The sequence below is a fragment of the Hydrogenophaga sp. NH-16 genome (genome assembly GCF_004006415.1).
Classification (GTDB): Bacteria; Pseudomonadota; Gammaproteobacteria; order Burkholderiales; family Burkholderiaceae_C; genus Hydrogenophaga; species Hydrogenophaga pseudoflava.
Genome location: NZ_CP029344.1, coordinates 2,579,224 through 2,598,771 on the forward strand (window position 1 = coordinate 2,579,224; position 19,548 = coordinate 2,598,771).

A 19,548-nucleotide genomic window follows, 5' to 3' on the forward strand; every position below is an offset into this window, starting at 1 on the left:
GTGCCGCTTGTTTCGCTCAACCGTTGTTCTGAGGGGGCTGCGTCGCGTGGCCGAGCTCTGGTCCAGCTCGCGGTCTGGCGGGTCTGAACGCTTGCGTAGCCTCGTCAACGCCGTGCTGGTTCGCCTCCTCATTGGCAACCGCGAATCGTCCCGCCGCCCATCCACACGCCACAGCCCCTCCAGCGAAACAGGGCGAGCCATCGGTGGTGCGCCCACATCACCTCTCACAGACCGTTGGCGATGTGCGCGGGCGCAGGCCCCATTCGCGGTTGCCCACGCGGCGGCGAACAGGCCCAGGGTTGACGAGAGGGGTTCAGCGGACCCGGATGTTCGCCCGCGAGGTGGGCCGGAGAACGCGCATGTCGCCAATGGCCTGGCGCGAGGTCTCCACGAGGAACAGCACTCAAGCCAAAGCAGCAGGCCGAAGCCAAACGATGCACCGCTCCGCATCCAGACCTGGCACCTTCAACTGTTCCACGTGAAACACCGACACATCCGCAGGCAAGGCTGACAACTCGTCCGCCGGGTGCCTGCCCTTCATCGCCATCCACACCGCCCCCGGCTTCAGCGCCGAACGCGACCAGGTCGTGAAATCCACCAGCGAGGCAAACGCACGCGAGCAGACCACGTCGTAGCCACCACCCTCCTCCGCCTTCAGCGACTCCACCCGCGCATGAATGCCACGCAGGTTCGGCAGCTTGAGCGACGCCGCCACCTGCTGGATGAAGGTTGCCTTCTTGAGCACCGTGTCCACACAGTGCACCTGGATCTGCGGGCAGGTGATGGCGATCACCACGCCCGGCAGCCCACCACCCGACCCCACATCCAGCAACTTCACAGACTCACCGCCCGTCTGCCGCAGCAGCGGCGCGACGGCGGCCAGACTGTCCAGCAGGTGGTGCGTCAGCATCTCCTGCGGGTCGCGCACCGCTGTCAGGTTGTAGACCTTGTTCCACTTGGCGATCAGGTCCTGGTAGGCCAGCAGCTGGTCCACCTGCGCGTCGGACAGGGTCAGGCCAAGCTCGCGCAACCCGGCTTCCAGCGCCGGTTTCAAGGCGGCCGCACTCATGCGCCCTGCTCTTCCGTGGTGCGGGCAAAACCCTTGAACCCACCCTTCTTCAGGTGAATCATCAGCAGCGAAATGCTGGCCGGCGTGATGCCCGAGATGCGCGAGGCCTGGCCCAGCGTCTCCGGCCGGTGCTTGGCCAGCTTCTGCCGCGCCTCGAACGACAGCGCCGTGACCTGTGCGTAGTCCAGATCCGGTGGCAGCTTCAGGTGCTCGTAGTGGGCAGCACGCTCGACCTCGTCCTTCTGCCGGTCGATGTAGCCCGAGTACTTGGCCGCGATCTCCACCTGCTCCACCACCGCGTCGTGCAGCTCGCCCAGTGTTTCACGTGAAGCCACAGGCCGCGCATCCTGATCGTCCGGCTTGGCCACCGGCGCCCAACGCCCTTCGCCCATGCCCATCAGGACCGGGTACGACACACCCGGCCGGCGCAACAGATCGAACAGGTTGTATTCGCGCTCGATGGCCTTGCCCAGCACCCGCTCGGACTCGGCGGCCTCGAGGATGCGCGGGTTCACCCAGGTGGATTTCAGGCGCTCGGTTTCACGTGAAACAGCGTCGCGCTTGCGGCTGAAGGCATCCCAGCGGGCGTCATCCACCAGACCCATGGCCCTGCCCTGTTCGGTCAGGCGCATGTCGGCGTTGTCCTCGCGCAGCTGCAGGCGGAACTCGGCCCGGCTGGTGAACATGCGGTAGGGCTCGGTCACGCCCTGGGTCACCAGGTCGTCCACCAGCACGCCGAGGTAGGCCTCGTCGCGGCGCGGCAGCCAGGCGTCCTTGCCCTGGCACTGCAGCGCGGCGTTCAGCCCGGCGAACAGGCCCTGGGCCGCGGCCTCTTCGTAGCCGGTGGTGCCGTTGATCTGGCCGGCGAAGAACAGGCCCTGGATCTGCTTGGTCTCGAAGCTGTTCTTGAGCGAGCGCGGATCGAAGTAGTCGTACTCGATGGCGTAGCCCGGGCGCAGGATGTGGGCGTTTTCCAGCCCCGGCATGCTGCGCACCAGCGCGTACTGGATGTCGAACGGCAGGCTGGTGCTGATGCCGTTGGGGTAGACCTCGTGCGTGGTCAGGCCCTCGGGCTCCAGGAAGATCTGGTGGCTGTCCTTGTCGGCGAAGCGGTTGATCTTGTCTTCCACGCTGGGGCAATAGCGTGGGCCCACGCCCTCGATCTTGCCGGTGAACATGGGGCTGCGGTCGAAACCGGAGCGGATGATCTCGTGCGTGCGGGCGTTGGTGTGCGTGATCCAGCAGGGAATCTGGCGCGGGTGCATGGCCGTCGAACCCATGAAGCTGAACACCGGCACCGGCAGATCCGGACTCATGCCGCCGGGCACGCCGTCGCCGGGCTGCTCGGTGCACTTGGACCAGTCGATGGTCCGACCGTCGATGCGCGGCGGTGTGCCGGTTTTCAGACGGCCCTGCGGCAGGTTCAGCTCCTTGAGCCGCGCGCTCAGCGACACGGCGGGCGGATCGCCCGCCCGGCCGGCCGCGTAGTTGTTCAGGCCGACGTGGATCTTGCCGTCCAGGAAGGTGCCCGCGGTCAGCACCACCGTGCGGCTGCGGAAGCGGATGCCGACCTGCGTCACAGCGCCGACCACACGATCGCCCTCCACCATCAGGTCGTCCACCGCCTGCTGGAACAGCCAGAGGTTGGGCTGGTTCTCCAGCATGCGGCGGATGGCCGCCTTGTAAAGAATGCGGTCGGCCTGGGCACGGGTGGCGCGCACGGCCGGACCCTTGCTGCTGTTGAGGATGCGGAACTGGATGCCGCCCTCGTCCGTGGCCAGCGCCATCGCCCCGCCCAGCGCGTCCACCTCCTTGACCAGGTGGCCCTTGCCGATGCCGCCGATGCTGGGGTTGCAGCTCATCTGGCCCAGCGTCTCGATGTTGTGGGTGAGCAGCAGCGTGGCGCAGCCCATGCGCGCGGCCGCGAGCGCGGCCTCGGTGCCGGCATGGCCACCGCCAACGACGATCACATCGAATTCCTGGGGGTACAACATATATATAGAGCGCGTAAGGGAGCGGCCCAGTCCGGCCGATGGTTCCTGGCGATGTTTCACGTGAAACACGCTGCGGCGGCCTGCCCCGGCCGCTCGGAAACCCGGTATTGTCCCATCAAGCCTTTTTCCGCGCAGCCATGCCCACACCCCGTGAACTACCCGGCCTTGGCCCCAAAAGCCTCGCCATGCTCGCCGCCGCCGGCATCCACAGCCGAGCCGACCTGGAACGGCTCGGCTCGGTGCGCGCGTATCTGAAGGTCAAGACCGCCGGGCAGAACGCCAGTCTCAACCTGCTCTGGGCGATGGAAGGCGCACTGACCAGCCAGGACTGGCGGGTGGTGGCCCGCGAGGAGCGCACCCGCCTGCTGCTCGAACTGGACACCTTGCAGGAAGCGATGCAGCCATGACCCACGCCCTGCTGGACCACCTCACGCGCACGCTCGGCCCCCTGCCCCCGCCCGCCGCCGCGCTGTGCCAAGGCGCCCAACCCCTGAGCATGTCCAAGGGCCAGGCCCTGCTGCACGAAGGCGAGCGCTGGCAACACCTCTGGTGGCTGGAGCGCGGCGCGATGCGGCTGTACTACCTCGACCGCGACGGCCAGGCCGCCAACAAGAACTTCTACCTCGACGGCGCCCTGGTCTGGCCGATCACGCCCAGCCTGCGAGACCAGCCGGTGCACTTCTGGGTCGAAGCGCTGGAGCCCAGTCGGGTCTGGGCCCTGCCCTGGTCTGCCTGGTCCACCGCCCTCGCGGGATTCGCACCCTGGCAGGCCCTGGAGCACCGCGTGCTCGCCGCCCTGCTGCAGGACAAGATGGCGCGCGAACACGCCTTTCTGCAGCTCACCGCCACCGGACGCTACCTGGCCCTGCTGGCCGAGCACCCGGACTGGCTGGCTCGCATTCCCTTGCGCCACCTGGCGTCCTGGCTTGGCGTCACCGACGTGGCCTTGTCGCGCATCCGCCGACGGCTGAACCCGGGTTAAGGCACCGGCGGCCTGGCGCCGCCACAGTGAGGGCACCCCGACTCCGGAGCCCGCCATGCCCTCACACCTCAACGACCGACTCTCGCTGACCGCCCAGCTGCTGACCGTGCTGCTGCTGGGCCTGATGGCCGGCTTCTTCGCGACCTACAGCGCCAACGTCAACCTCGCGACGCTGGAGCTCGACGGCCCGACCTACGCCCTGGTGCAGTCGGCCTTCAACCGGAACGTGCGCCACGCCGGCTTCTTGGCCTGCTTCTTCGGTCCGGTGCCGCTGGGTCTGCTCGCGCTGGCCCTGGCCTGGGCCGAGCGGCGCCGCGGGTGGTGGTGGTGCCTGGCGCTGACCGTGGCCGCCTATGCGCTGGGCATCGTGCTGTTCACCCGCCAGGTCAACCTGCCCCTGAACCACCTCACCGAGTCGTGGACCCCGGCCACCCTGCCGGCCGACTGGGCTGGAGTGCGCGGCGCCTGGAACCGGGCCAACCTGTGGCGCAGCGGCCTGAGCCTGGCGCTGTTCGTGGGCGGCCTGTTCACCTTGGTGCTGCGCCTGCAGCCTCCTTCCCTCCCCGAGAAGCCACGCCCATGAACGACTCCATGCTCCTGTTTTCGACTCTTGCCCTCGTCACGGTGGCCACACCCGGCCCCACCACCCTGCTGGCGCTGAACCACGGCGCGCGCCACGGGGTGGGGGCGGCCCTGCCCGGTTTGGGCGGTGCGGTGCTGTCGGACGCGGTGCTCATCGCCGCCGTGGCCGCCGGACTGGGCAGCCTGCTCGCCACCTCCGCCGCCGCCTTTGAGCTGCTGCGCTGGACCGGCGTGGCCTACCTGGCCTGGCTGGGCTGGCGCCTGCTGCGGTCGCCCGACACCCCCATGGCCTCGGGCCAGGCGCATGCCACGGCGGCGCCACCGGCGCACCGCGAACGCCCCGCCGCCGTGTTCCGCCGCAGCTTCACCGTCGCCGTGACCAACCCCAAGGGCTACCTGTTCTTTTCAGCCCTGCTGCCGTCCTTCATCGACCCCGGCGCCCCGCAATTGCCGCAGTACGCCCTGCTGGCCGCCGTGTTCGCAGGCATCGATGGCGCGGTGCTGCTGGCCTTTGCACTGGCGGGTGCGGGCGGAGCGCGGCGCTTCGGCAGTCCGCGCGCCTTGCGCCACCTCGACCGCGCCAGCGGACTGGCGCTGCTGGTGCTGGCGGGCGGCATGGCGCTGTGGCGGCGGGGCGCACCCTAACCCAAATACTGTTCAGATACGAAGCACCGGCACTGGCTGATGCCGCAAATGGAGCGCTGCGCCGCGATGCCGAACATTGATCCCACCGGTCGAGTACCGTGTCAAACTGTTCCCCAACCTCTACTTCTGACTGGCTCAGGAATTCGAGGAGACTTCACGGTGCGGAGTTGGGCTTACCCGAAGGTGTCTGTGTCCGATCCAGCGGCGTGCAGGTTCCGGCCGCAGAACGGGTGCCCGACAGCGCCAGTGAGTTCGTGCCCCCGTGCCAGAATGGCCAGATGCCTCCCGTCTTCAGCGCCTCCCTCATCACCCGCGGTCTGCTGCTGCTCATCCTTGCCGCCGGCATCTATTTCTTTCACGGTTTTCTTGTTCCGGGGCTGGCGGCCCTGATCATCGGGTTCGCCACCTGGCCGCTCTACCGTCGGCTGGTGTCCCGCTGCTCCGGCAGGACCACGCTGGCCGCCAGTCTGGCGATCCTCGTGGTGCTCGTGGTGCTGGTGGTGCCGCTGTCGGTGGCGATCCACTTTGCCATCCGCGAAGCGAGCGATTTCGTGCGCTGGGCCATCGAGGCCAACCGCCACGGCGCCGCCGTGCCGGCCTGGATCGAGGCGCTGCCGCTGGTCGGCGCCCAGCTGGCGGCGCTGTGGCGCGAACACCTGGGCGAACCGCATGCCCTGGGCGCCTGGATCCAGATGCTGTCGGGGCAGCATGTGGGCAACATCTCGCGCACCGTGCTGGCGGCGGCAGGCAACCTGGCGGGTCTGCTGCTCCTAGTGCTGTTCATGCTGATCACGCTGTTCTTCGTCTACAAGGACGGCGCTCACATCACAGACCAGCTCGACCGGGTGGGCGAGCACCTGCTGCCCGAGCGCTGGCAGCGCTTCTCGCGCGTGGTGCCGGCCACGGTGAGCGCCACCGTCACGGGCATGGGTCTGATCGCCATTGGCGAAGGGGTGGTGCTGGGTGTGGCGTACTGGATTGCAGGCGTGCCGTCGCCGGTGCTGCTGGGGGTGATCACCGGGTTCATGGCCATGATCCCGGGCGGCGCGCCGCTCTCGTTCACACTGGTGTCGCTCTATCTCGTCGGCTCGGGCGATGCGGTGGCCGGGCTGGCACTGTTCGCCTGGGGCTCGGTCGAGCTGTTCATCGTCGACAAGACGCTGCGCCCGCGCCTGGTGGGCGGGCCGGTGAAGCTGCCGTTCCTGCCGACCTTCTTCGGCCTGGTGGGCGGGGTCTCGACCATGGGCATGGTGGGCCTGTTCGTCGGTCCGGTGCTGATGGCGCTGCTGGTGGCGATCTGGCGCGAGTGGGTTCGCGGGCTGGGCGACAAGCCCGAGCGCCCTCAGTCGGCGTAGTCCAGCGGCAGGGCGGTGGTGTTCTTGAGTTCCTCCATCGCAAAGCTGCTGCTCACGTCCGACAGGTCGACCGAGCGGATCAGGCGCTGGTAGACCCGGTCGTAGGCGGCGATGTCGGGCACCACGATCTTCATCAGATAGTCCACGTCGCCGCTCATGCGGTAGAGCTCCATCACTTCGGGGATGTCGCGCACCACGTCGCGGAAGCGTTCGAACCAGGCCTGGTTGTGCTGGCTGGTGCGCACCGAGACAAAGACGGTCACGCCCAGGTTGATCTTCGCGGCGTCGACCAGTGCCACCTGGCGCGTGATGAACCCCTGTTCGCGCAGGCGCTGGATGCGCCGCCAGCACGGCGTGGACGAGAGGTGCACGGCGGCGGCGACCTCGGCCAGCGGGGTTTCGGCGTTGCGTTGCAGGATGGCGAGGATCTGCCGGTCTGTGGCATCCAGTTTTCTTTTCATGGATTTTTTGAGCAGATGTTTGCTCAATATTGCCTTCTTCTAGGTGCAAAAGGCAAGCGTTTTTCCCAGGGGCGATGGGACACTTCCCAGATCGCTTTACAAGGAGAAATCATGAAAACCATTGGCCTGATCGGCGGCATGAGCTGGGAATCGACCACCCTGTACTACCAGATCATCAACCGCGAGGTGGCGCGCCGGCGCGGCGGCCTGAGCAGCGCCCGCATGAACCTGGTCAGCCTGGATTTCCAGGACATCGCCCAGCGCCAGCGCGTGGGCGACTGGGACGGCATGGCCGGCATCCTGTGCGACGCGGCGCGGCGCCTTTCCGATACCGGCGCCGAGTGCCTGCTGATCGGCACCAACACCATGCACCAGCTGGCGCCGCAGGTGCAGGCCGCGACCGAGGTGCCGCTGATCCACATCGCCGACGTGACGGCCGACGCAATCCTTGCGCAGGGCCTGGATACCGTGGGCCTGATGGGCACGCGCTTCACCATGGAGCGGGCGTTCTACGTCGAGCGGCTGGCGCAGCGCGGCATCCGCTGCGTGCTGCCCGACGAGGTGCAGCGCCAGGAGATCCACCGCATCATCTTCGAGGAGCTGTGCTGCGGCGAGCTGCACGAGGTCTCGCGCCAGTGGTTCACCGACTGCATCGCCGACCTGCAGTCCCGCGGCGCTCAAGGTGTGGTGCTGGGCTGCACCGAGCTGCCACTGATCATCCGTCCCGCAGACAGCCCGATCCCGACCTTCGACACCACGGCCTTGCACGCGTTGGCCGCGGTGGAGTTCTCGCTGGCGAACTGAAGCGTTGGCCCCTCAGCGGGCGAGCGTGTGCAGCGGGATGTCGCGGGCAACCGCCAGCGCATCCAGCTGCCTGCGCGTCCGGCCGGCAAGGAAGCTGGCAATGGCCTGGTGTGTGGCGGGCTTGAACAGGGTGGCCATGCCGTCCATGGACACGCCGGCTGCCGCGCACAGTGAGGCTGCGAAATGCGGCTCCAGCGCCGCCACGGCGACCCGGCCGTCCTTGCAGGGGTAGACCCGGTAGCCCGCGTGCGCGCCTCCGACGGCGCCCTTGGGTTGCGTCAGGCCCCAGCTGCGGGGCAGGGCCAGCCAAGCCGCAGCATCGCTGAGCGCGACTTCCTGGAACACGCCTTTGCCGCTGGTTTTCTGAGCCAGCACGGCCTTCAGCGTCGCCTCGCTGGCCATGAGCGCGCCCCCCATGTCGGCGAACAGCGTGGCGGGCAGGTCCAGGCCGGTCACCAGGCCGGCGTCGGCCAGATAGGTGAGGTCGTGACCCGGCTCTTCGGCGCGTGCGCCGGGCGCGCCGACGATGGCCACGACCGACAGCGCCGGGTAGGCCTTGTGCAGTGCCTTCCAGCCCAGGCCGAGCTTGAGCAGCGCCGACGGGCGGAACGAGGTCAGCAGCACGTCGGTGCGCGCCAGTGCCTTGTGCAGCTGTTGTTGCCCCTTGTCGGCCTTGAGGTCGACGGTGAGCACCTTGATGCCACCGTGCATCGTGGCGTAGGCGGTCGGGTTGTACTGGCCCATCGGGTCGCCGCTGGCACCCTTGGGGCCGGGCGGTTCGGCCTTGAGGCAGGTGGCGCCCATGGCCTTGAGGCGCATGAGCGCGGCCGGGCCGGGCAGGTTCAGCGCGAGGCTGAGCACGCGCACGCCGCGCAGGGGCTTGAGCGCGGCGGCAGGTTTGGGCGTGGTGGGTGAAGAGGGGGTCTTGGCAGCCATGGCCCGTTTTTAACCCGGAACGCTGACGCCCGGCCAGCGTCCGGGCGACAGCTGTGACCGGGGCCGTTCAGAACGGCAGGCCGACGTAGTTTTCCGCCAGCGAGCCCTGTGCGCGCTCGGACGAGAACAGGTACTCCAGCTCGGTCTGGGACAGCTTCTGGTCGTAGGGCAGGCTGTCCGGGAAGGTGTGCAGCATGGTGGTCATCCACCACGAGAAGCGCTGCGCCTTCCAGACCCGGGCCAGGGCCTTGGCCGAGTAGTTGTCCAGGCCGGTGTCGTCCCCCTCCTTGTAGTGCGCGACCAGTGCGTGGTACAGGTAATAAATATCGGACGCGGCGCTGTTCAGGCCCCGTGCACCGGTGGGCGGCACGATGTGCGCCGCGTCGCCGGCCAGGAACAGGTTGCCGTAGCGCATCGGCTCTGCCACGAACGAACGCAGCGGGGCGATGGACTTCTCGATCGACGGTCCGGTGATCAGGCGCTCGGCCACGTCGGCCGGCAGGCGGCGCTTGAGCTCTTCCCAGAACTTGTCGTCGCTCCAGTCTTCCACCGTGTCGGTCAGCGGCACTTGGATGTAGTAGCGCGATAGCACCTGCGAGCGCAGCGAGCACAGGGCAAAACCACGCTCGTGCTTGGCGTAGATCAGCTCGGGCGACACCGGCTTGGTGCGCGAGAGCACGCCCAGCCAGCCGAAGGGGTAGACTTTCTCGTACTCCTTGAGCACATCGCGCGGGATGGACTTGCGGCTCACACCGTGGAAGCCGTCGGCGCCGATCACGTAGTCGCAGTCGATGCGCACCACCTCGTCGCCCTGGCGGTAGGTGACGTAGGGTTGGTCGCTCTTGAGGTCGTGCGGCTGCACGTCTTCGGCGTTGTGGATCACCACGCCGTTCATCTTGTCGCGGGCCTCGTACAGGTCGCGCGTCAGTTCGGTCTGGCCGTACACCACCACCGAGCTGCCGCCGCTGTGCTTGTGCAGGTCGACGCGGCGCATGTTGCCGTTGTCGGAGATGTAGAAGCCGTCGTGAATCTCGCCTTCGCGGTCCATGCGTTCGCCGCACTGGGCTTCGCGCATGAGCTTGGCAAAGCCGTGCTCCAGCACGCCGGCGCGGATGCGCGAGAGCACGTATTCGCGGCTCTGGCGTTCGAGCACGATGGTGTCGATGCCCTTGAGGTGCAGCAGCTGGGACAGCATGAGGCCGGAGGGGCCGCCGCCGATGATCGCGACTTGGGTGCGCATGGTTTGTCTCCTGGGAAGGGTGGAACGGGTGACAGGCACTGTAGGTCGCCCACTCCAGAATCGCTATAGCCGTCAGACGAGTTTGCGCGTTGATTGGCCATCGTGTGCGATGATCGCGCAACACTTCGCAGGAGACCCCGCATGGAAATCGCCAAGGCGGATTTCATCGAAGGCATGGCCAAAGGCATGGCGGTGCTGGAGAGCTTCGACACCGAGCGCCAGCGCCTGAACGCCACCCAGGCGGCCGAGCGCGCCGGCCTGACGCGGGCAGCCGCCCGGCGCCACCTGCTGACGCTGGCTTATCTGGGTTATCTGGACACCGACGGCACGCACTATTGGCTCTCGGCCAAGGTGCTGCGCTTCTCGGGCAGCTACCTGGCGTCGGCCCGGCTGCCGCGGCTGCTGCAGCCCACGCTCAACCGGCTGGCGGCGCAGACGCGCGAATCCTTCTCGGCCGTGGTGCTGGACGGTGAGGAAGTGGTGATCGTGGCGCGCAGCGCGTCCGTGGGCGGGCAGCGGCTGATGGCCTACGGCCTGCACCTGGGCGCGCGGCTGCCGGTGCACGCCACGTCCACCGGGCGAGTGCTGCTGGCGGCCATGAACAAGACCGAATTCAGCGCCTGGCTCAAGGGCCGCGAACTGGCGCGCCTGACGCCCAGGACCACGGTCGATCACAAGGCCCTGCGCGCCATCGTGGCGCAGGTCAGGGCCGACGACTACGCCGTGGCCAGCGAGGAGCACGAGCTGGGCGTGCACGCGCTGGCCGTGCCGCTGCGCAACATGAAAGGCCAGACCGTGGCGGCGCTTAACGTGGTGGCTTCGCCCGAGCGCCTGGTGCCCGAGGTGATGCGCCAGGACCTGCTGCCGCTGCTGCTGGACGCGGCCCGGGAACTGCGTCCGTTGCTGTGAGCGGGCTCAGACGCCCAGGTACTGTTCGAGCAGTTCGGGCCTGGAGAGCAGCTCGTCCGACGAGCCTTCGAACACCACCTCGCCCTTGACGAGGATGACGTTGCGGTCGGTGATCTGCGTGACCTGCTTCCAAGCCTTGTCCACGATGATGCTGCTGATGCCGCTTTCTCGGATCAGGCCGCAGATGCGCCAGATCTCGCGCGCGATCAGCGGCGCCAGGCCTTCGGTGGCCTCGTCCAGGATCAGCACGTCGGGGTTGGTCATCAGCGCCCGGCCAATGGTCAGCATCTGCTGCTCGCCGCCGCTGAGTTGCTGCCCGCCATGGCCCAGCCGCTCGGCCAGGCGCGGAAAGGTCTCCAGCACGCGCTCGTAGGTCCAGTCGCGCTGACCCCGGGTGCCCGGGCGCGCGGCCATCACCAGGTTCTCTTTCACGCTCAGGTTGCCGAAGATGCCGCGGCCTTCTGGCACGTAGGCGATGCCCTGGCGCGCCACCTCGTAGGGGCTGGCGCCGGTCATGGGCTTGCCCTTGATGAGCACGCCGCCACCGCTGGGCTTGACGATGCCCATGATGGACTTGAGCAGGGTGGTCTTGCCCATGCCGTTGCGGCCCATCAGGCCGATGGTCTGGCCTTGGCCGACGGTGAAATCGATGCCGCGCAGGATGTGGCTCTGGCCGTAGTGCGTGTTCAGGCCGGTGGTTTGAATGAGCGGGGTGGTCATCAGTGTTCGTCCCCCAGGTAGGCGGCCTGCACCTGCGGGTCGGCGCGAACTTCAGCCGGCGTGCCGCTGGCGATCACCTGGCCGTTGACCATCACGGTGAGCTGGTCGGCAAGTGCGAAGACGGCGTCCATGTCGTGTTCGACCAGCATCATCGCGTGGTCCTTCTTGAGCTTGAGCAGCAGCTCGACCATGCGCTCAGCCTCGGCCTGGCCCATGCCGGCCAAAGGCTCGTCCAGCAGCAGCACGGTGGGTTCGGTGGCCAGGGTCATCGCGATTTCCAGCTGCCGCTGCTCACCGTGGCTGATGGTGGCGGCGACGGTCTGGGAGCGGTGGGTCAGGCCTGCGAGCTCGATGGCGCGTTCGCAGCGCTGGTTGACCGCTGTCATTTTGGTGGCTGACTGCAGCCAGTGCAGCGGGTTCCAGGGCGCGTGCCGCTCGCGCGATTGCGCGGCCAGGCGCACGTTGTCCCACACGGTGAAGGGAAGGAAGATGTTGGTCTTCTGGTAGCTGCGGCCCAGGCCCAGGCGCGAGATCGATTCGGGCGTGTTTCCCGCGGTCTCCTTGCCACCGAACAGGATCTGGCCGGAGGTGGGCTGCAGGTCGCCCGAGAGCAGGTTGGTCAGCGTGGACTTGCCGGCGCCGTTGGGGCCGATGACCGCGTGCAGGTGGTCGCGGTAGAGCTTGACCGAGACCTCGTTGACGGCGGCCAGACCGCCGAAGCGTTTGGTCAGCTTGTCGGCCGCGAGCAGGGCGACGTCACTCATTGGTCGGCCTCCTTGTTGCGGCTCAGGAACTTGTCGGCCAGGCCCAGCAGGCCGCGCGGCGCGACGATGACCACCAGCACGATGAAGCCGCCCATGAGCAGCTGCCAGTGTTTGGTCAGATCCTTGGCCAGGTGCAGCACGTACTCGAAGGTGAAGGCGCCGACGATGGCGCCCGCGAAGTTGCCCATGCCGCCGAGGATGACCATCATGATCGCGTGTGCGCTCATGTGAAACCCCATGAGCTCGGGGTTCACGAAGCCGGTCTGCGCAGCCCAAAGGTAGCCCGCCACGCCAGCCAGCGTGCCGGCCAGCGTGAAGGCCGCGAGCTTGTAGCCGAAGCTGCTATAGCCCACTGCGCGCAGGCGGTGTTCGTTGACGCGGATGCCGGCGAGCACGCGGCCAAACGGAGAGAACAGCACGCGGCGCAAGAACAGGTAGACCGCGATCAGCACCACGAGGGTGAAGTAATAGAAGTGGGTCTTGTTGTCCAGATCAAGGCCGACGGCCGTGGCGTCGGGCCGGAAGTTGACGTAGATGCCGTCGGAGCCGCCCAGCGCCTTGTTGTCGAAGAACAGGTAGAAGACCATCTGCGCGAAGGCCATGGTCACCATGATGAAGTAGATGCCGTGGGTGCGGACCACGAAGAAGCCGATCACCAGCGCGGCCAGGCCGGCACCGGCGGCGGCCAGCGGCAGGCTCCACCACAGCGCGATGGGCGCGTCCTGTGGCGTGATGAAGGCCAGAGCGTAGCCAGCCAGTCCGAAGTAGGCCGCGTGGCCCAGCGAGACCAGGCCGGTCACGCCCTGCAGCAGGTCCAGGCTCATCGCGAAGATGGCCAGGATCATCATCTGCGTGAGCATCTGCAGGTAGAAATCGGTGCTTTCCATCGGCACCAGCGGGAAGGCCGCGAGCGCGAGCGCGCCGACGACCAGCACCACCTGCACAGACTTGGGCAGGCGTTCGAGTTGGGCTTTGGCCGTGCTCATTGTTTGAACAGCCCTTCAGGTTTGTAGAGCAGAACGGCGGCCATGAGCATGTAGACGGCCATGCCGGCGATCTGCGGCAGCAGCACCTTGCCAAAGGTGTCGACCAGGCCGACCAGCAGGGCTGCGACCATGGCGCCGCGCACCGAGCCGATGCCGCCGATGACCACCACCACGAAGCACATGATCAGCACCGAGCTGCCCATGCCGGGGTAGACGCTGGAGATCGGGGCCGCCACCATGCCGGCGATGGCGGCCAGTGCCACGCCGAGCGCGAACACCACGCCGTGGATCAGCCGGATGTTGATGCCCAGGGCTTCGGCCATTTCGCGGTTGAAGGCGCCGGCGCGGATCTTCATGCCCAGGCGCGTCTTGCTGATCAGGCCGTACAGGCCCAGCGCCAGCGCGACGCAGACGGCGGACACCACCAGCCGGTAGACCGGGTAGGACAGGTTCTCGGTCAGCTGGATCGACTGGCTCACCGCCTCGGGGACGGCGACCGAGTGCACGTCGTCACCCCAGAGGATGGAACGCAGCTCTTCAAAGATATAAATCAGGCCGAAGGTCAGCAGCACCTGGTCCAGGTGGTCGCGGTGGTAGAAGTGGCGAAACAGCAGCCATTCGAGCAGCCAGCCGAAGGCCACGGCAAGCAGGCTGCCCACGATGATGGCCAGGGTCAGGCTCTGGAACTGGGCCGTCAACGCCCACGCGAGGTAGGCACCCAGCATGTAGAAGCTGCCGTGCGCGAGATTGACCACGCCCATGATGCCGAAGATCAGCGTCAGGCCGGCGGCCAGCATGAACAGCAGCAGCCCGTACTGCAGGCTGTTGAGCAACTGGATCAGGAAATTGGCAAAGTCCATGGCAGACCCAAGAGGTCAAGGATGCCGCCGAACCGGCTTTGCCGGGCGGCTGGCATCGCCCCCTGGGGGGTGATGCCGAAGGCAGCGCGGGGGGTTAGCTCAGTTTGCAGCCAGCGCCGGAATCGGCCACAGCCTTCTGCGCGATGCCGATCACCTTGTTTTCCTTGTTCTCGACCTTGCGCAGGTACATGTCCTGCACCGGGTTGTGGGACTTGCTCATGGTCCACTTGCCGCGCGGGCTGTCGATGGTTGCGCCTTCCATGGCGGCGTACAGCGCTTTCTTGTTGGCCAGGTCACCCTTGACCGCGTTGGCGCCCTTGACCATCAGCAGGCCGGTGTCGTAGCCCTGCACGGCATACACGTCGGGCTGCAGCTTGAAGGTCTTGGCGTACTCCAGGCGGAATTTCTTGTTGGCCGGGGTGTCCAGCGAGTCGCTGTAGTGCATGGTTGTCAGTACGCCGTTGGCTGCGTCACCAGCGGCGTCCAGCACGCCTTCGGTCAGGAAACCCGAACCATAGAGCTGGATGCTCTTGTTCAGCCCGGCGGCGGCGTAGTCCTTGAGGAACTTGGCCGCGCCACCGCCCGCGAAGAAGCAGGCGACTGCGTCGGGCTTGAGCGAGGCGATTTCGGTCAGCAGAGCCTGGAATTCGACGTTGGGGAAGGGCAGTCCCAGCTTCTTCACAATCGTTCCGCCTGCGGCGGTGTAGCTCTGCTCAAAGCCCTCGAAGGCCTCATCGCCAGCGGCGTAGTTCCAGGTGATCCAGACCGCTTTCTTGTGGCCGCGGTCGACCATGGCCTTGCCCAGCGCCAGCGTGGGCTGGGAGTTGCTGAACGAGGTGCGGAACACGTTGGGAGCACACTGGGCGCGGGTGGCGATGTGCACGCCGGCGTTGGGGATCAGGTTGAGCACGCCCGATTCACGAGCCACCTTGTGGATACCCATCTGCACACCGGAGTGCACCGTGCCGACCAGCACGTCGACCTTGTCGCGCTGCACCAGGCGCTGTGCGTTTTCGATGCCCTTGGCTGGGTTGGACTCGTCGTCTACTTTGAAGAACTCGATCTCGCGGCCACCCAGCTTGCCACCTTGCTCGTTGATGGCCATGCGGAAACCATTCTCGATCGCCACACCCAACTGCGCGAAAGTGCCGGTGTAGGGCAGCATGAAGCCCACCCGAACCTTGTCGGACTGGGCGCGCACGATGGAGGGCAGCAGCAGACCGGACGAGGCGGCGCCGATCACGGCGGCGGAACGGGTGAGAACAAGGCGGCGGGTGGTCATGAAATGTCTCCTGTGATGTCGAACAAACTCACTGTAGGTGCGGGCTTTTCTGATGACGATCCAGAGTTACCCGTACTTTAGGCATGAAATATCTAGGAATGAATCGTGTGGATCCAGCAAAGTTCGCATTCGGTGCAAGATATTGCCTTAACATGCAGTATCTTGCATGTTCTCGGGGGTGGGCACAGGTAAAAACCCTTGCTGGAAGGGCAGGGTTGCGAGCGAGCACAAAGGAGGCTTCGCGAGCCCGTTGAGGGTCTGGAACTGGAGCCAATACTGCCGAGAAAGGGTGGCCTGCACCCTTGGGGCGGCTTTTTTTCCTGAAAAGAGAACCTAAGCGCTAAGACTGCGGGTGCGGAGCAGTATGCGAGTAAGAGGAGAATGGCGGCTGTGTCTAGAAGAAATTCGACTCTGCCCACTGAGACGACGGGCCGTCTTCTTCCGCTGTCACGGGGACATTGAGGTCCAGTACAAACACCACCTCGCCACCGAAGCGGCCGACCCCCAGCGTCTTCATGAGCGTCTGTTCCTGCTCAGGGCGCTCCATTCGCATGAAGCAAATGGCTTGCTTGGTGCCTTCATGCATGGCTGTAAGGATGTCCAGTCGCGTGATGCGGCCAAACTGGCCGCACAGCTCATGCAATGCGGACCTCAGGCTGTTCACATCACGGTGTTGCCGGAGTTCTGCCAGTGCGCTCACTTTTACCCTTTCTGTCGTCGGGCCCGTTCCCAATGCTGAATCATTCGGTGGGGGTTTCTGACGTGGGTCAATGTTAATACGGAAGCTACAAGTTGCAACCGTCCTGTTACGTCTTTCCTTCCCCAAAACAGGGGGCTTGCCAACTAGTCCACAGCTGGCCTGCCTTTCAGGCCGATTGCAGATCCGAGGCGACCGTGTGCGAGGCGGTATGCTTGATCCACCAACCGATGAAAGCTGGCGCCCCATGCAACAAGGACACCGTGCAGACCCACACGATGAAGCAGCACCCTTGACAGCACACCCAAGCCCGGTGGCGTCCAGTGTGGAATGGACCCAGATCACCCAGCTGACGACCCACATCGGCCAGGTGTCAACAGCGCTGCTGGTGAGGTCTCATCCTGATGGTCCGCTCTTGGTGGCCGCCAGCGGGTTGCCCTCAAACGGTCAGGCCATGGCCGCAGAACTGTGCGCCGAAGTGATGGCCGACCCCGAACTGGCTGGGACGTGCCACGACCTGACGGCGGTTGCGGCCTGGGCACACCATCCACTGGTCGCTTCGCTGCGAACCCGCTTCTGCCTGGTGCTTCCGCTCCCGGCCAGTGAGGCGTACAGCGACACTTGGCTGGCGTTGTTGGACGGCGAGCCGCGAAACGCCGAACAGGTGAAAGCCATGCTTCCGGCCTTGCAAGCCCTGGCAATTCACGTGGGGCAGTTGCAGGAACTGGTCTATCAGCAGCAGCAGTCGGCACACCTGACCCAGGGCAGGGAAGAGCGGCTAGGCAAAGCGCTGCACGAAAGCGAGAGCCGGTTGAACCTGACCGAGCACACAGCGGGCGTGGGCAGCTGGTCGGTGGACATCAATACCGGGCACATTCAACACTCTGACGAGTACGGCAGCATTCTGGGGTTGGGGCCTGGGGAGACGGTCGAAGACCTGGCCGCAATGGTGCTGCGCTACACGCCCGAATGGCGCACCGGTATTCGCCAACGGCTGGAGCGCTGCGCCCAGATGGGTGAAGCATTCGACGAAGAAATCCAGGTGCAGGTGCCTGGTGCGAGTCCGAAATGGGTTCGCACGGTTGGCAATGCCGTGCGTGACGCACAAGGGCGCATCGTTCGCATCCAGGGGGCTGTGCAGGACATCTCCGCTCAGAAGCAGGCGCAGCAGGAAACACTGCGTCTGGCCATGCGGCTGACCACCACGCTGGCGAGCATCACCGAGGCCTTTGTGACACTTGATCGCCAGTGCTGCTTCACCTATCTGAATCAGGAAAGTGAGCGGCTTCTCCAGAAAACCACGGCCGAATTGCTGGGCAGGGAGGTCTGGCACGATTTCAGCGACGGATTGGCGCAGCGGCTGCGAACACAGCTCGGCGTAGCGTTGAAGACCAACCGGCGCGTCGAGCTGGAGGATTTTTTCCCAACACTGGGCAAATGGCTAGAGGTGCGCGCGTATCCGTTTGCCGAAGGACTGGCCGTCTACTTCCGTGACGTCACAGAGCGCAGGCGTTCGCAGGAGCAGCTGATGCTGCTGGAGACCAGTGTGGCCCGTTTGAACGACATTGTCGCGATCGCCGAGGCAGGCTCCGGCCCCGAAGGCGAGCCGCGGATCGTGTTTGTCAACGACGCTTTCGAGAAACAAACGGGCTACAGCCGAGACGAGGTCCTGGGACAGACCCCGCGCATCCTGCTCGAACTCGATCCTGCGATGTTCAAACTGCTGGAAAAAGCGCGCGGGCTGAGGGAAACCCGCCAGGCACGCACCGAGCTGATGATTCGCCGCAAGAATGGGGCTTCATTCTGGATTGAACTGGAGGTCGTGTCGGTCCAGGCCAGCGCTGAGGAGGTGACGCACTGGGTGGCGGTGGGGCGGGACATCACACAGCGCAAGAACGCCGAAGACATGATCCGGCACCTTGCGTTTTACGACCCTCTGACGGACCTGCCCAATCGCCAGCTGCTGCTGGACCGGCTGCAGAAGGCGCTGTCGCAGAGCGCACGCTCCGGTCAGTTCGGTGCGCTCATGTTCATCGACCTCGACAACTTCAAGATCCTTAATGACACGCTGGGTCACCATGTCGGGGACCAGTTGCTGCAGCAGGTGGCCCAGCGCCTGACCAAGAGCGTGCGCAAGACCGATACCGTGGCGCGTCTGGGGGGCGATGAGTTTGTGGTGATGGTCGATGACCTGAGCACGGACGCCGCCGCCGCCGCCAGCAAGCTGCGCACCCTGGCGGAAAAAGTGCTGAATGTGTTGCGGGAGCCATTCCAGATCGCCGGGCACCAGCACTTTGCGACGCCCAGCATCGGGGCTACGTCGTTCAATGGCGACCAGAGCGACGTGAGCGAACTGCTGAAGCAGGCCGACCTCGCCATGTACCAGGCCAAGGGGTTGGGACGCAACACCTTGTGTTATTTCGACCCGGACATGCAGGCCTCGGTAAGCGCCAACGCGGCGGTAGGAGCCGCGCTGCGCGTGGGCCTGCGTGAAAAGCAGTTTGTGGTGCACTACCAGCCGCAGGTTGATCGGCAGGGTGCCATCACGGGGGTGGAGGCGCTGGTGCGCTGGCAACATCCCGAAAAAGGACTGGTCAAGCCCGCCGATTTCATTCCGGTTGCCGAAGACACCGGGCTCATTCTGCCGCTGGGTATGTGGGTGCTGGAAACCGCCTGTGAGCAACTTGCCGCATGGGCCTCACGTGAGCAAACCGCCCATCTCAGCATTGCCGTGAACGTGAGCGTCTACCAGTTTCGGCATCCAAACTTTGTGGACATGGTCATGGCCGCTATCCAGCGCACAGGCATTCGCCCGCACCGGCTGAAGCTGGAACTGACCGAAAGCCTGCTCGCCGACCGCATGGAAATCACCATCCAGAAGATGGGCATGCTCAAAGAACTGGGGGTCACCCTGTCGCTGGATGACTTCGGGGTGGGCTACTCCTCGCTGTCGTGTCTGAAGCGGTTGCCGCTGGATCAGCTGAAAATCGACAAGGGCTTTGTGGCCGATGTGCTCACCGATCCCAACGACGCCGCGATCTCCCGCGCCATCATTGCGCTGGCACAAAGTCTGAGCCTGCAGGTGGTGGCCGAAGGGGTGGAAACGCAGGAGGCGCGGGATTTTCTCGCCTACCTCGGGTGCGATCAGTTTCAGGGGCACCTGTTTGCGCCCGCCCTTCCTATTGAGACGCTGGACGCATTTCTCCGCAACCCGTCGCCTGACATGATGCCCATGGTGGTGGGGTAGGTTGACTGGAGATCT

At 65.8% G+C, this 19,548-nt stretch carries 19 protein-coding genes; 8 read left to right on the forward strand and 11 right to left on the reverse strand.

Translation table 11 applies throughout. The features are described 5' to 3' along the window. Nucleotides 1–403: 403 nt before the first annotated feature. Together rsmG and mnmG are read right to left on the reverse strand one after the other, a co-directional pair. On the reverse strand, nt 404–1,069 hold the full coding sequence (gene rsmG, locus DD542_RS12570; RefSeq protein WP_079366387.1) for a 16S rRNA (guanine(527)-N(7))-methyltransferase RsmG: 666 nt from the start codon (nt 1,067–1,069) through the stop codon (nt 404–406). Next, the gene (mnmG, locus tag DD542_RS12575; RefSeq protein WP_127805904.1) at nt 1,066–3,063 is read right to left on the reverse strand and encodes a tRNA uridine-5-carboxymethylaminomethyl(34) synthesis enzyme MnmG; all 1,998 of its coding nucleotides are present in this window, start codon (nt 3,061–3,063) and stop codon (nt 1,066–1,068) included. Before mnmG ends, rsmG begins: the two co-directional genes overlap by 4 nt. Before the next feature lie 137 nt (nt 3,064–3,200). Here mnmG and DD542_RS12580 point away from each other — a divergent pair, with 137 nt between their 5' ends. The 5 genes from DD542_RS12580 to DD542_RS12600 all read left to right on the forward strand — a co-directional run bounded on the left by DD542_RS12580 (nt 3,201) and on the right by DD542_RS12600 (nt 6,627). Then, nucleotides 3,201–3,470: a TfoX/Sxy family protein gene (locus tag DD542_RS12580; RefSeq protein ID WP_127805905.1), complete on the forward strand. Its 270-nt coding sequence runs from the start codon at nt 3,201–3,203 to the stop codon at nt 3,468–3,470. Further along, complete coding sequence (locus DD542_RS12585) at nt 3,467–4,045, forward strand: Crp/Fnr family transcriptional regulator (protein ID WP_127805906.1); 579 nt, start codon at nt 3,467–3,469, stop codon at nt 4,043–4,045. Before DD542_RS12580 ends, DD542_RS12585 begins: the two co-directional genes overlap by 4 nt. A 55-nt stretch (nt 4,046–4,100) precedes the next feature. Continuing rightward, nucleotides 4,101–4,628: a DUF1772 domain-containing protein gene (locus tag DD542_RS12590; RefSeq protein WP_127805907.1), complete on the forward strand. Its 528-nt coding sequence runs from the start codon at nt 4,101–4,103 to the stop codon at nt 4,626–4,628. Beyond that, a complete protein-coding gene (locus tag DD542_RS12595; protein WP_066152173.1) occupies nt 4,625–5,272 on the forward strand; it encodes a LysE family translocator in 648 nt (215 codons plus the stop codon). The genes DD542_RS12590 and DD542_RS12595 overlap by 4 nt, the downstream gene beginning before the upstream one ends. Nucleotides 5,273–5,550: 278 nt before the next feature. Then, the gene (locus DD542_RS12600; protein ID WP_127805908.1) at nt 5,551–6,627 is read left to right on the forward strand and encodes an AI-2E family transporter; all 1,077 of its coding nucleotides are present in this window, start codon (nt 5,551–5,553) and stop codon (nt 6,625–6,627) included. On the opposite strand, the gene DD542_RS12605 is transcribed toward DD542_RS12600, so the two are convergent. Then, nucleotides 6,615–7,076 (reverse strand): Lrp/AsnC family transcriptional regulator, encoded by a 462-nt coding sequence (locus DD542_RS12605; protein WP_164868471.1) that lies wholly within the window; start codon nt 7,074–7,076, stop codon nt 6,615–6,617. The two genes, DD542_RS12600 and DD542_RS12605, sit on opposite strands and share 13 nt — an antisense overlap. A gap of 123 nt (nt 7,077–7,199) precedes the next feature. On the opposite strand from DD542_RS12605, the gene DD542_RS12610 reads away from it, so the two are divergent. Further along, on the forward strand, nt 7,200–7,892 hold the full coding sequence (locus tag DD542_RS12610) for an aspartate/glutamate racemase family protein (protein ID WP_079365084.1): 693 nt from the start codon (nt 7,200–7,202) through the stop codon (nt 7,890–7,892). 12 nt (nt 7,893–7,904) lie between these two features. On the opposite strand, the gene DD542_RS12615 is transcribed toward DD542_RS12610, so the two are convergent. Together DD542_RS12615 and pobA are read right to left on the reverse strand one after the other, a co-directional pair. Then, nucleotides 7,905–8,828, reverse strand: coding sequence for a CoA transferase (locus DD542_RS12615; RefSeq protein WP_127805910.1), 924 nt, complete (start codon nt 8,826–8,828; stop codon nt 7,905–7,907). Between the two features lie 67 nt (nt 8,829–8,895). Then, on the reverse strand, nt 8,896–10,068 hold the full coding sequence (gene pobA / locus DD542_RS12620) for a 4-hydroxybenzoate 3-monooxygenase (RefSeq protein ID WP_127805911.1): 1,173 nt from the start codon (nt 10,066–10,068) through the stop codon (nt 8,896–8,898). Nucleotides 10,069–10,209: 141 nt separating this feature from the next. Between pobA and DD542_RS12625 the strand changes: the two genes are divergently transcribed. Further along, a complete protein-coding gene (locus DD542_RS12625) occupies nt 10,210–10,977 on the forward strand; it encodes an IclR family transcriptional regulator C-terminal domain-containing protein (RefSeq protein WP_066160990.1) in 768 nt (255 codons plus the stop codon). A 6-nt stretch (nt 10,978–10,983) separates the two neighbouring features. Here the strand turns inward: DD542_RS12625 and DD542_RS12630 are convergent, their stop codons facing one another. The 6 genes from DD542_RS12630 to DD542_RS12655 form a co-directional block, all read right to left on the reverse strand. Beyond that, nucleotides 10,984–11,697, reverse strand: a complete 714-nt coding sequence (locus tag DD542_RS12630; RefSeq protein WP_127805912.1) for an ABC transporter ATP-binding protein — start codon at nt 11,695–11,697, stop codon at nt 10,984–10,986. Then, nucleotides 11,697–12,461, reverse strand: coding sequence for an ABC transporter ATP-binding protein (locus DD542_RS12635; RefSeq protein ID WP_127805913.1), 765 nt, complete (start codon nt 12,459–12,461; stop codon nt 11,697–11,699). Before DD542_RS12635 ends, DD542_RS12630 begins: the two co-directional genes overlap by 1 nt. Beyond that, nucleotides 12,458–13,447, reverse strand: a complete 990-nt coding sequence (locus DD542_RS12640; protein WP_127805914.1) for a branched-chain amino acid ABC transporter permease — start codon at nt 13,445–13,447, stop codon at nt 12,458–12,460. The genes DD542_RS12635 and DD542_RS12640 overlap by 4 nt, the downstream gene beginning before the upstream one ends. Continuing rightward, nucleotides 13,444–14,307 carry a branched-chain amino acid ABC transporter permease gene (locus DD542_RS12645; RefSeq protein WP_079365091.1) on the reverse strand — a complete coding sequence of 288 codons (864 nt, stop codon included), beginning with the start codon at nt 14,305–14,307 and terminating at the stop codon, nt 13,444–13,446. Before DD542_RS12645 ends, DD542_RS12640 begins: the two co-directional genes overlap by 4 nt. Before the next feature lie 94 nt (nt 14,308–14,401). Beyond that, on the reverse strand, nt 14,402–15,589 hold the full coding sequence (locus DD542_RS12650) for an ABC transporter substrate-binding protein (RefSeq protein WP_066161004.1): 1,188 nt from the start codon (nt 15,587–15,589) through the stop codon (nt 14,402–14,404). A 394-nt stretch (nt 15,590–15,983) separates the two neighbouring features. Next, nucleotides 15,984–16,289 carry an RNA-binding protein gene (locus DD542_RS12655; RefSeq protein WP_066161007.1) on the reverse strand — a complete coding sequence of 102 codons (306 nt, stop codon included), beginning with the start codon at nt 16,287–16,289 and terminating at the stop codon, nt 15,984–15,986. Between the two features lie 451 nt (nt 16,290–16,740). Between DD542_RS12655 and DD542_RS12660 the strand changes: the two genes are divergently transcribed. Beyond that, on the forward strand, nt 16,741–19,533 hold the full coding sequence (locus DD542_RS12660) for an EAL domain-containing protein (protein ID WP_206610669.1): 2,793 nt from the start codon (nt 16,741–16,743) through the stop codon (nt 19,531–19,533). Nucleotides 19,534–19,548: the final 15 nt, after the last annotated feature.

Excerpts from the sequence above, each read along its gene's own strand:
- DD542_RS12600 (WP_127805908.1), top strand. The coding sequence starts at position 5,551 with ATGCCTCCCGTCTTCAGCGCCTCCCTCATCACCCGCGGTCTGCTGCTG.
- DD542_RS12595 (WP_066152173.1), top strand. The coding sequence starts at position 4,625 with ATGAACGACTCCATGCTCCTGTTTTCGACTCTTGCCCTCGTCACGGTG.
- DD542_RS12635 (WP_127805913.1), bottom strand. The coding sequence starts at position 12,461 with ATGAGTGACGTCGCCCTGCTCGCGGCCGACAAGCTGACCAAACGCTTC.
- DD542_RS12640 (WP_127805914.1), bottom strand. The coding sequence starts at position 13,447 with ATGAGCACGGCCAAAGCCCAACTCGAACGCCTGCCCAAGTCTGTGCAG.
- DD542_RS12650 (WP_066161004.1), bottom strand. The coding sequence starts at position 15,589 with ATGACCACCCGCCGCCTTGTTCTCACCCGTTCCGCCGCCGTGATCGGC.
- DD542_RS12585 (WP_127805906.1), top strand. The coding sequence starts at position 3,467 with ATGACCCACGCCCTGCTGGACCACCTCACGCGCACGCTCGGCCCCCTG.
- DD542_RS12645 (WP_079365091.1), bottom strand. The coding sequence starts at position 14,307 with ATGGACTTTGCCAATTTCCTGATCCAGTTGCTCAACAGCCTGCAGTAC.
- DD542_RS12610 (WP_079365084.1), top strand. The coding sequence starts at position 7,200 with ATGAAAACCATTGGCCTGATCGGCGGCATGAGCTGGGAATCGACCACC.
- DD542_RS12660 (WP_206610669.1), top strand. The coding sequence starts at position 16,741 with ATGGCCGCAGAACTGTGCGCCGAAGTGATGGCCGACCCCGAACTGGCT.
- DD542_RS12625 (WP_066160990.1), top strand. The coding sequence starts at position 10,210 with ATGGAAATCGCCAAGGCGGATTTCATCGAAGGCATGGCCAAAGGCATG.
- DD542_RS12590 (WP_127805907.1), top strand. The coding sequence starts at position 4,101 with ATGCCCTCACACCTCAACGACCGACTCTCGCTGACCGCCCAGCTGCTG.
- pobA (WP_127805911.1), bottom strand. The coding sequence starts at position 10,068 with ATGCGCACCCAAGTCGCGATCATCGGCGGCGGCCCCTCCGGCCTCATG.
- rsmG (WP_079366387.1), bottom strand. The coding sequence starts at position 1,069 with ATGAGTGCGGCCGCCTTGAAACCGGCGCTGGAAGCCGGGTTGCGCGAG.
- DD542_RS12630 (WP_127805912.1), bottom strand. The coding sequence starts at position 11,697 with ATGACCACCCCGCTCATTCAAACCACCGGCCTGAACACGCACTACGGC.
- DD542_RS12615 (WP_127805910.1), bottom strand. The coding sequence starts at position 8,828 with ATGGCTGCCAAGACCCCCTCTTCACCCACCACGCCCAAACCTGCCGCC.
- DD542_RS12580 (WP_127805905.1), top strand. The coding sequence starts at position 3,201 with ATGCCCACACCCCGTGAACTACCCGGCCTTGGCCCCAAAAGCCTCGCC.
- mnmG (WP_127805904.1), bottom strand. The coding sequence starts at position 3,063 with ATGTTGTACCCCCAGGAATTCGATGTGATCGTCGTTGGCGGTGGCCAT.